The organism is Clostridium hominis (genome assembly GCF_014287825.1).
Classification (GTDB): domain Bacteria; phylum Bacillota; class Clostridia; order Clostridiales; family Clostridiaceae; genus Clostridium; species Clostridium hominis.
In genome coordinates this window covers 229,691-241,388 of the sequence record NZ_JACOOO010000025.1, presented here as the reverse complement: position 1 = coordinate 241,388, position 11,698 = coordinate 229,691, and the positions used below count along the sequence as shown (strand labels likewise).

Annotated in this window: 9 protein-coding genes; 1 reads left to right on the top strand and 8 read right to left on the bottom strand. The window is 28.9% G+C overall.

Going from position 1 to position 11,698, the window contains the following annotated elements; translation table 11 throughout:
• The first annotated feature begins 145 nt into the window (after positions 1-145).
• Positions 146-2,143, top strand: coding sequence for an LTA synthase family protein (locus H8S20_RS12645; protein WP_186860349.1), 1,998 nt, complete (start codon positions 146-148; stop codon positions 2,141-2,143).
• A gap of 370 nt (positions 2,144-2,513) precedes the next feature.
• Here the strand turns inward: H8S20_RS12645 and rplT are convergent, their stop codons facing one another.
• From rplT to H8S20_RS12605, 8 genes are all read right to left on the bottom strand, one after another.
• Positions 2,514-2,873, bottom strand: coding sequence for a 50S ribosomal protein L20 (gene rplT, locus H8S20_RS12640; RefSeq protein ID WP_032119392.1), 360 nt, complete (start codon positions 2,871-2,873; stop codon positions 2,514-2,516).
• A gap of 26 nt (positions 2,874-2,899) precedes the next feature.
• Entirely contained in the window at positions 2,900-3,097 is a 198-nt protein-coding gene (gene rpmI, locus H8S20_RS12635) for a 50S ribosomal protein L35 (protein WP_032119393.1), read from the bottom strand.
• 19 nt (positions 3,098-3,116) lie between these two features.
• The gene (gene infC, locus H8S20_RS12630) at positions 3,117-3,638 is read right to left on the bottom strand and encodes a translation initiation factor IF-3 (protein ID WP_032119540.1); all 522 of its coding nucleotides are present in this window, start codon (positions 3,636-3,638) and stop codon (positions 3,117-3,119) included.
• 340 nt (positions 3,639-3,978) lie between these two features.
• Positions 3,979-4,503, bottom strand: coding sequence for a putative ABC transporter permease (locus H8S20_RS12625; protein ID WP_032119394.1), 525 nt, complete (start codon positions 4,501-4,503; stop codon positions 3,979-3,981).
• Between the two features lie 214 nt (positions 4,504-4,717).
• Positions 4,718-5,221 (bottom strand): anaerobic ribonucleoside-triphosphate reductase activating protein, encoded by a 504-nt coding sequence (gene nrdG, locus H8S20_RS12620; protein ID WP_207725321.1) that lies wholly within the window; start codon positions 5,219-5,221, stop codon positions 4,718-4,720.
• A gap of 82 nt (positions 5,222-5,303) precedes the next feature.
• Positions 5,304-7,427 carry an anaerobic ribonucleoside-triphosphate reductase gene (nrdD, locus tag H8S20_RS12615; RefSeq protein WP_032119396.1) on the bottom strand — a complete coding sequence of 708 codons (2,124 nt, stop codon included), beginning with the start codon at positions 7,425-7,427 and terminating at the stop codon, positions 5,304-5,306.
• Between the two features lie 475 nt (positions 7,428-7,902).
• A complete protein-coding gene (locus H8S20_RS12610) occupies positions 7,903-9,759 on the bottom strand; it encodes an ABC transporter ATP-binding protein (RefSeq protein WP_186860348.1) in 1,857 nt (618 codons plus the stop codon).
• Positions 9,749-11,575, bottom strand: coding sequence for an ABC transporter ATP-binding protein (locus tag H8S20_RS12605; protein WP_186860347.1), 1,827 nt, complete (start codon positions 11,573-11,575; stop codon positions 9,749-9,751). Before H8S20_RS12605 ends, H8S20_RS12610 begins: the two co-directional genes overlap by 11 nt.
• Between the last annotated feature and the right edge of the window lie 123 nt (positions 11,576-11,698).

Below are 11,698 nucleotides of genomic sequence, written 5' to 3'. Positions count from 1 at the left end.
GAAATAATTCTGATTTTTTAATTTAAATCATTTTTCTTATAACCAAAATTAAGCATAAATCATATATTATTTTTTGATTGATTTTTTTTACAATAATTGTATAATAGTTTATAGAATTTCTAATTTTTGTTACGGAGATGTTTATATGAAAAACTTAGCAAAAAGGGTATCTTCACACCCAATTTATACTTGTATTTTTACTGCAATATTTATTAATCTAATAATTGAAATTTTAGGCAGAAAAACTTTTTCAGACTTTTTTAATTATATATTTAAAAGTCCCATAGTGTTTTTTTATAATGCTTTAATAATATTATTTACTTTATCTTTTAGTTTTTTATTCAAAAGACGTAAATTTGTCCTTTTTATAATTTCAGCTGTTTGGCTTGGATTTGGTATTACAAACGGAATTATATTGCGTTGTAGGGTCACTCCCTTTACTGCTACTGACTTTAGGTTAATAAAAAATGGGCTTGAAATTGCTTCATCATATTTATCCCCATTTTTTATGGTAGTAATAGGTATTGGATTACTAGCTTTACTTGTCTATTTAATTATTTTATATATTCGTGGACCAAAGCTGAAGTCATCAATTAATTACAAAAAAAACGGACTAGCTATTATAATACTTAGTCTATTCCTATTAATAAGTACTAAAGTATTAATTTCCACTAACATTTTAGCTGATTATTTTGGGAATATTGCCTTTGCTTATTTAGACTATGGTTTTCCTTATTGTTTCTCAAATACCTTGCTTAATACAGGTATTAAAAAACCTAGCAATTATTCAAAAGAAACTATAGCTAATATTTTAAATAGCGATATAGCGAAAGAAGATCCTATTTTAATAGCATCTAATGGCAATAAACTTACTACTAAATCTAATGAGGATTTACCTAATATTATAATGATTCAATTAGAATCATTTTTTGATCCTACATTAGTTAAGGGATTAAGTTTTTCAGAAGATCCAATTCCATATTTTAGAGAGCTAAGCAACAACTATTCCTCTGGATATTTAAATGTTCCTTCTGTAGGTGCTGGAACTGCAAATACTGAATTTGAAGTTATATCAGGTATGAGTTTAGATTTTTTTGGACCTGGTGAATATCCTTATAAAACAATTTTAAAAGAAACAACTTGTGAAAGTGTTAATTATACCTTAAAGGATAATAATTATAGCACCCACGCTATTCATAATAATACTGGTACATTTTATGATAGAGATTTTGTCTTTTCACAACTTGGATTTGACACCTTTACTTCTTTAGAATATATGGCTAACACAGATACTACCCCTACTGGTTGGAGTAAAGATTATATTTTAACAGATGAAATATTAAAAGCTTTAAATTCTACTGATAAAAAAGATTTTATTTATACAATATCAGTTCAAGGTCATGGTCACTATCCAAGTGAAGCCTTGTTAGATAATCCTAGAATTACTGTAAGCGGACTTGAAAGTGAAGAAGATACTAACTCTTTTACCTACTATGTAAATCAACTTTATGAAATGGATAATTTTATAAAAGACTTAACAGATGTATTATCAAAGCTAGATGAAAAAGTTGTTTTAGTAATGTATGGAGATCATCTTCCAACTTTCGATCTTGAAGATGAAGATCTTTTAAATAACTCAATATTTCAAACTGAATATGTAATTTGGGATAATTTTAATTTACCTAAAGAAGATAAAACTTTAGAGGCTTTCCAACTTACTTCCTCTTTATTAAATAGAGTAGGCATAGATAATGGTATTTTAAATAGATATCATAACAATTCTAGTAATTCATTAAATTATATGGTGGATCTTGAGTTGCTTCAATATGACATGCTCTACGGTGAAAAATATATTTATAATGGTGAAACACCTTTTATAGCTACTAACCTTAAAATGGGAATAGATACAATCTCTATTACAGATGCTTTTGAGGAAAATAAACAACTTTTTATAAGAGGAGAAAATTTTACCCCATTCAGTAAAGTATATATAAATGATGAGGAATTTGAAACTATATATATAAGTCCACAGCTTCTTAGAGTAGATGAATTAACTCTAGAACCTAATTCTACCATAACAGTTCATCAACTCACAAAGGGTGGTACTAGTTTAAGCTATTCAAAAGAATTTATAATTAAATAAATATATAAAAAACACATGTGAAGCTTATATCTGAAATCACATGTGTTTTTTGCTACACCCGTATTTGTTATTTTATAAACAATATTTATACTTTGTAAATATTTTAAAGCACAAAGAAAGACATAAAAATATCAATGTATTTTTATGCCCTCTTCTTTTAGGGGATATTAACTCAATTATAATATACTTTTTTAAAGTTATATTATAATAAATCAATATTTATTTGTTAAATTATTAGCTAAGTAAATTTTAACACAATGTTTTAATTTTAACAATTGTTTTTTTTCAAAATTTCTGTTAATTCTATGTTAAAATGCTATTTTGCATAAAATAAAAAGAGTTGTCTAATAGACAGCTCTTTTTATGTATCTTATGCGTTTATAGCATTCTTAGCTATAACTACTAAATCAGCAAAAGCTTTTGCATCGTTAATAGCGATTTCAGATAACATCTTTCTGTTCATATCAATTCCAGCAACGTTTAATCCGTTCATGAATCTTGAATAAGACATTCCGTTCATTCTAGCAGCTGCATTGATTCTTACGATCCAAAGTCTTCTGTAATCTCTCTTCTTTAATCTTCTTCCAACGTAAGCATTTCTTAACGCTCTGATTACTGATTCGTTAGCAGTTTTGAATAATCTGCTTTTTCCACCGTAGTAACCTTTAGCAAGCTTTAATACTTTTTTATGATTTTTACGCGAATTAACCGCTCTTTTAACTCTAGCCATTGTTTAAATCCTCCTAAACCTCTATCTTATAGGTATGGTAATAATTTCTTCATTGCTTTTTCTTGTGTAGTTGAAACGTAAGAAGCTTTTCTTAAGTTTCTCTTTCTCTTTGAGCTCTTCTTAGTTAAGATATGGCTCTTGAAAGCCTTAGCTCTTTTTAATTTTCCTGTTCCAGTCTTTTTGAATCTCTTTGCTGCACCTTTGTGCGTTTTCATTTTTGGCATAACAAATTCTCCTCTCAGTCTATGCTTTTTTTGGGGCTAAAACCATAGTCATATTTCTACCTTCATGTTTAGCACCTTTTTCAACAATGCAAACATCTTCTAGCATTGAAACAAACTTATCTAGGATGTTTTTTCCTAAATGACCAAGTGTTGCTTCTCTACCTTTAAATCTGATAGTAACCTTAACTTTGTCCCCATCTAATAAGAACTTTCTAGCATTTCTAGCTTTTATTGCAATGTCATTTTCCTCAATTGTAAGACTACATCTTATTTCTTTCAGAGCAGTAACCTTTTGCTTTTTCTTAGCTTCTTTTTCTTTTTTAGATTGCTCGTAGATATACTTCCCTAAATCCATGATTTTGCAAACTGGTGGGACAGCAGTTGGAGAGATCATTACTAAATCTAATTCCTTCTCATCTGCAATTCTTTGAGCTTCTTGAGTAGAGATAACTCCTAATTGACTACCATCAGCATCAATTACTCTAACTTCTCTCTCTCTTATTTTTTCGTTACAAGTATAATTTTTACTTATATCATTCACCTCCAATAAGTTTCGATGAAAAAACACATATAATAAAAGGACGGCATAATGCCGTCCTCTATTATCTATCACAGTCTAGATATACAAATCTAGATATAATTCAAATAATCTAACCCTACTAAGCATTGCCGTAAGGTGAGAAACGGCGGTTTCTTCTTTACACAAGTTATTTTATCAGCTATCACTTATATTGTCAACAATTAATTTAATCTATTTTTTAACTTTAATTGCTAAAAAATAAGTAATACCACTTTTCATTTTTCTATATCATTATAATTTATTAAAAGCTATATGTAAAATGTAATTTATAACATAAAATAGTATATTTTCATTTCTAAATCTAATTCGTTGCCTTTCTCCTTATGCTCATTCCTTTTATTGTTTTCATACTATCTAGAACTAATGCTACAACAAATAAATACCAAAAACTATTCCAATATTGTTTTACACTTAAATAGAAAGTGTCAATTAAATATTCTTGAATATATTTCACACCTATAAGTGATAATATAGTCCATATCAACGAAAAAGATAAGCATATTATACCTTTATAATTATACTTTAAATCTGAGTAATCCCAGTAATCCTTTTTAAAATATATTCTCATTATAAGGCCTGTAATCAGTTCTACAAATGTAGGTATTATTAAACAGAAAGTAATTAAAGTATAATTATCTATATTATCTACTTTAGAACATAAAACTAAAACAGACATGGCTATAGCATACATGGGTTTAAGTGGTCCATATAAAAAACCTTCCTTTTGCATGTGACCTGTTTTAAAATAACTAAAACAATTTTCTAATATCCAGCCAATAAATCCATAAATAAAAAAATTAAAAGTAAAATATAATAATAAATCCATAACTTCCTCCTAGCCAAACTATTATTTAAGCACTAATTACTATCTCTTTATAGGTTTTACCTTTAATTAACATAGTAACATTTAATATTTCATCTAGTATTATTTGGAATATTTATAGATTTATACTAAAAATGATAAATTTCTTTAAATTTCTTTCTCTAAAACTCTACCATGTATATTTATACACATATGTAAAATCTATGAAATTAGCATTCTAAATCTCACTTACTACTTTTCCTTGTTCTAGCGATTTAGCTACATTTATAACTCTTTGATTTTCTGATCCTCTATACTTTAGATTAAGATTTCTTAAATCTACTACAAATCTTCCATCTACAAGCACATCAACACACTCTAATATTTCTCTTTTCTTTTCATCTTCAATTATATTTTCATATGTAAATCCGGACCAAAGCCAAATGCTCTTTCTTGTCTCACCTTTAATTCTTTTTAATAATTCAACTAAAGATCTATCCATAGTCTGTTCCATAGGTTCTCCACCTAAAATACTTACGCCCATAACATTAGGGCTTTTAACGTAAGATAAAAACTTTTCTTCCGTTTCCTTATCCCACTTCTTCCCATAATTAAAATCTTGTTGATCCTTGTTAAAACACTCAGGACAGTTATTAGTACATCCACTCACAAAAAGAGTTGTACGAACTCCTGGCCCATTTGTTACATCATACGCTCTAATTTGAGAATAATTCACATACATCACTCCATAAAAAATTATTTAAAAGCCAGCTTACGCTGGCTTTTTCATTAATTCTCAACTCTTCACTTTAAAATTTTAACTACTATAAGTGAAGAACTCTATCTCCAATTTCCGCTGTTCTTCCCTTGTTCCAGAAATTAGTACCTATATATCCACAAGTTCTTCTCATAACTTGCATCTTATCTTCATCTTTATTTCCACATGATGGGCAGTACCAAGTTAATGATTCTTTATCTAACTGAATTTCTCCTGTATATCCACATTCATAGCATACATCTGGCTTAGTATTTATTTCAGCATATTGAATGTTATGATATATAAAGTTAATAACAGCTTCTACAGCTTCTAAGTTTTTACTCATATCAGGTACTTCAACATATGAAATACATCCACCATTACTAATTGAATGGAATTGAGATTCAAATTTTAATTTACTAAACGCATCAATATTTTCACATACATGAACATGGTATGAATTAGTATAATATAATTTATCAGTTACATTAGGTATTTCTCCATATCTTGCTCTATCTAGTTTGCAGAATCTATAAATTAAACTTTCTGCTGGAGTTCCATATAGACCAAAACCTAATCCTGTTTCTTTCTTCCATTCATCACATTTATCCTTCATATGATTCATAACTTCAAGGGCAAACTTCTCTCCTTCTTCTGAAGTATGGGAAACTCCAAGCATCGCTTGAACCATTTCATGAATACCAACATAACCAAGACTTAATGTTGAATATCCATCTTTAAGAAGCTTATCTATCTTTTCCCCTTTCTCAAGTCTTCCGATAGCTCCATGTTGCCAATGTATTGGTGATGTATCTGATAAAGTTCCAAGAAGCATGTTATGTCTAATCATTAGAGCTTCTTTACACATCTCTAATCTTTGATCTAACATTTCCCAGAATAGTTCCATGTCTCTTTCAGCTATGATGGCAATTTGTGGAAGATTCAAAGATATAACTCCTTGATTAAATCTACCATACCACTTATAATCTCCATTTCCATCTTTCCATGGACTTAAATGTGATCTACATCCCATTGGTGGGAAAGTATTTCCTTCATAATTCATTCTCATTATCTTTGCAGATTGGTAATCTGGAACTAATCTCTTAGCAGTACATTCTGCTGCAAGCTTAGTTATGTAATCATATTTTCCACCTTCAAGACAGTTATGCTCATCTAAAAGATAAACTAATTTAGGGAATGCTTCTCCAATTACTTGACCTCTATAATTCTTCATTCCTTCTAATCTTTGTTTTATCATTTCTTCACAGATTAAAGCCATTTCCTCTTCATATGGATGACCTACTTCGACTTCTAAGTAAATAGTAGAAAAAGGCGCCTGTCCATTTGTAGTTTGAAGTGTACTAAGTTGGTATCTTATCGTTTGAACACCATCTCTTAAATCCTTCATTTTCATATCCTTAGCAAGCGATTTTGCTAATTCTTCATTTTCGTATTTATCTAAATAAAATTTATATGCCTTCTCTTCTGTAACCTTTAAGTACTTAGCTAAATGTTTTATAGTGATACTTTGTCCACCATATTGGTTAGATGAAACTTGAGCTATAATTTGTGTAGCTACTGTACAAGCTGTTCCAAAAGACTTTGGAGTTTCAACTAACTTTTCATTTATAACTGTACCATTTTCAAACATATCTTCTAAGTTAACTAAACAACAATTAAATATAGGAGATAATGTATAGTCCATATCATGCCAGTGAATTGCACCTTCATCATGAGCTTGAACTAGATGAGCTGGTATAAGCTTTCTTCTTGAAATATCCTTAGATACTTCTCCTGCTATTAAATCTCTTTGAGTAGCTGCTACTACTGGATTCTTGTTTGAATTTTCCTTCATAACATCTTCATTATTTCTATCTAAAAGATTTAATATGCTTTCATCTGTAGTATTGGTATTTCTCTTAAACTCTTGAACCGCTCTATATCCTTCATATGCTTTAGCAGTTACTCCTTGCCCATAATGCACTAATCTATCATAAACATAGGTTTCTATCTTATATATAGTCGCCATTTCCTTATCTTTATTAAAGTGCTTTTCTGCATCATTTGCTATAAGCCTCGCTATGTCTGGCATAACAATACCGCTACCATTTCTCATAGACTTCATTATAGCTTCACGTATCTTCGATTTATCAAATTCAACGATGCTGCCATCTCTTTTCATTACATCCATGCTTTGTGTATCCCCCTAAACCCATTTTCTTTTCTTAATAATCGTAAATAACTATTTAATAATCACTTAAAATATTATACTCCAACAACTAAAATTCTGCATATTTGTTCAAGTCCAATTTTAACGAATTTTCTTTAAAAAATCTCTGTTTTTCTATCTAAAGCCTTTGTTTTATACACTATATATATGTTTTTTATTTAGCATATATACAATATATAGACAAACCCTCTATTTTCCTCACTTTACATAGTTTATTCAATGTAATAGATATTTCCGACATAAAACCTCCAATTTTGTCAAGTATTTTCCTTACTATTTCCCATCTTTTTTACGACAAAACTAAGTTGTTATAGTTTTTCATTTTATCTTATTTAAAATTCAATATTTTTACATAACAATAAATAAAGTGGATAATTTAAATCTATCCACTTCTTTAATAAATTTTAATTATTAATAACTCTCTTTTACAGTTATATTATTTTGTATAATAACTAGCTTGAGCATTCCACAACTTAGAATAAATATTATCTTTATCCTCCATCAATTTATCATGGCTACCCCTTTGAACTATTTTTCCATTATCAAAAACCATAATATCATCACAGAATCTACAACTACTCATACGATGTGAAATATAAATGCTGGTTTTATCTTTAACTAATTCATTAAACTTTGAATATATTTCATATTCGCTTATAGGATCCAATGCCGCTGTTGGCTCGTCTAGTATTACAAAAGGTGCATCCTTATAAAGAGCTCTTGCTATTGCAATCTTCTGTTGTTCCCCTCCGCTACACTCTACACCACCTTCATCATATTTAAATAAAGGAGTTTTAATATTAAGAGGCATTTCATCTACTACATCCTTAACTCCAGCAAGTTCAAGGGTCTTCCATACTCTCTCTTCATCTACTTCTACATCTGTAACAACATTTTCTTCCACTGGAAATGCAAAAAGACTAAAATCTTGAAAAACAACGGAAAATAGTTTTAAATATTCCTTATAATCATATTTTTTTATGTCTACTCCGTTTAAAGTAATATACCCTTCAGTAGGATCATAAAGTCTTGCAATAAGTTTTATAAAAGTGGTTTTTCCTGCACCATTTCTACCTACAACAGCTAACTTATCTTTCATGTTAATTTTGCAAGAAAGTTTTTTTAATATCATTTCACTACTTCCAGGATAAGCAAAAGATACATTATGAAATTCAATTTCATACTCATTATCTAACCTTTTCTCTACAGGGATTGTACCTGTTTCCCTCTTATTTTTTAACTTTATGAAGTCAGAAAATGTCTTTAAATACTCACATTGTAATCTAATCTCATCATTAACTTTAACTATTTGAATCATTCCATTATTTAATTGTGTAATAGCTCCTACATATTTAGTTAATCCACCAATAGTAATCGCACCTGATAACACTTTAAGCATAACAAACATATAAGAAAACATTAATGATACTCCAGAAATTAAAGTTCCTGCTCCTTCTACAAAGTATTTAACTGGGAAAAACTCCTCAAAAACACCTGCTACAAAATCATTCGACTCTCTAAATCTCTTTCCTATTATTTCCTTCATATCATAAAGACGTATAACTTTCCCCTTTTCGTAATCATTATAAACTTGCTCTATATAATAATTCAAAGTTCTTTCAGCCTTAATATGCTTATTGAAAAGCTCTAAGCTTTTATTGTTATTATATTTTGTAACTATAAAATTGCTTATTATTGTAACTCCAAATAATATAACTATAAAAATTATCGAAGCAGTAATACTTGTTAAAATAGATAATACGCCTTCATCTTGAACTCCAATTTGAAAACATAGATAAACTACTAAAGATACAGATGCTATTATAGAGAAAATCCCTTGAAATATTGAACAATAATTTTTAAGTAAAACTGCAAATCCACCTTGAAACTGCATAGAATAAACTGCACTATTTAGTTTTTCTAAGGTTTTAGCATCTTCAAGTGTTTCATAATCAATTTCTAATGCCTTTTTCCTTATTTCTAATGTAGTTAAATGTCCTATCTTACAACCTTTATAATCATCTACTCGCTCTAATATATCTTGAATAATTCCAAAAACAAAATTTCCACCTATAAGTGCTAAAGCAAATATTATAGAGTATTTAAAATTTCTTTCTATCAAAGAATCTATTATAAAAGCTCCTAAAAAAAGAGTAATATAAGGGTATAATGCTTTTACTAAAGCATGTAAAAGGGTTATTGGAATAGCAGATGAATCCACTTTGTGAATCATCTTCAAACCTTCTAATCCATCTTTATGGAAGGATAAATAATTCTTTGATTTAGCACACATCTGCTTCCACCTCCTCTTGATAATAGTAAGCTTGTAATTCATACATATTTGCGTACTCACCTTTTAACCTTATTAACTCTTCATGACTTCCATCCTCAATAATTTTTCCAGCCTTTAAGAATATGATTCTATCGCAAAACACTGTTGAGCTTAGCCTATGAGATATAAATATACTTGTTTTCCCTTTAATAAAAGAATTATATTTTTGATACATTTCAAATTCCGCTATTGGATCTAATGCTGCTGTTGGTTCATCTAAAATAACTATAGATGATTCTTTATATAAAGCTCTGGCTAACATTAACTTTTGCATTTCTCCACCAGATAGATTTATCCCATCATCTTCTAAATCCTTAAGCATATTGCTACAAATCCCATTTGGCAAAGAATCTATTTTATCTTTTAATCCAGCTACATCAATACACTCACTTAGCTTTTTCTCATTATAACTTTCACTAGTACTACAAATAATATTGTCTATTATAGGAAATGCAAATGCAAAAACCTCTTGAAACACTACAGAATATAATGAATAATATTCTTTTAAATTAAACTCTTTAATGTCAATTCCATCTAAAAGAACCCTTCCCTTCTGTGGCTTATATAAACCGCATATAATCTTAATAAGTGTACTTTTCCCTGACCCATTCATTCCTACAACAGCTAACTTTTCACCTTTTTTAATAGTTAAATTTAAACCTTCAAAAACAGGCTCTTCAGTTCCATGGTAAGTGTACCAAATATCTTCTAATGTAATAGTATGTGTTTTTTCTCTTGGAAGCTCTTTATCTCCACCTATTTCCCAATAATCCTTCTGCTCCATATATGACCTATAATCATTTATTATCATATTATTATCTAAAAGTTCTCCATAGCTATTAAATATCTTTTCTACCCAACTACTAAACCCACTAATTATCCCCAAATATAATGTAAACTCTGCAATATCCATCCCTCCATATACTCCATAAATTAAATATCCATAACAACAAATATCACGAATTAAACTCACTATTCTCTCTACTGATTGCGAATTAAATTTCCTTATTATTTCTTTTCTATTCCAAGAAAGTCTTTTTCCAATTAGCTTATTAAAACTCTTTACAAACCAGCCTTCTATTTGGTACATCCTAATATCTTTTCCATGCTTAAGATCAAGACATTCCTTTTGAAGATATCTTATTTTCACTTCTATAGGTATCCAATCTTTCTTATGGTTTTCTTTCCATTTTCTATTTATATTTAAAACAAATAACCTTGCTACAGGACATATAATTAATATCACCATTAAAACTGGATGTAAGCTTGCTGTTATTAAAGCATAGACTATTAACCCTAAAACTCCAACACCTAGCTTAGCTACTAACATAATCATGGCTTCTATTCCAACTTCATTACCACTATAAATAGCAGCTATAGCCTTTTGAAAACTTTCCTTTCCCTTAGGACTTTCTACATCTTCATAAGGTATAGATATACTTTTAGCTGTAAACTCCTTAGCAATACTTACACGGAATAAAAAAGTTTCATTTATTGCTACAATTTCTAATCTCTTTAATAAAAACTGAAGAATACATACTATTGATATAACCACCATAACAATACTAATCATTTTAAATATATCAAATTTGCTTAATAAAATTTTTATCACTACGCTAGGAAGTACTGCAATACTTAAAGGAACTGCTACAGATGTTAATACAAATAGCGGCACTAAAATAAAATACTTTCCCCCTCTATACTCCTTCAGTTTTTTATGACAATATATTATATTTTTAATTAATCCATATTTCTTTTTCAAGTTATCTCCTATCATATCTTATTTACCTCTCTCAAAATTTATAAGCTTTAATCACTATATAACTAGTGTATAACTTAAACAAAGCTATTAAAAAAAATCGCACGAAATGTATACCATTCCGCACGAAATGCACATTGA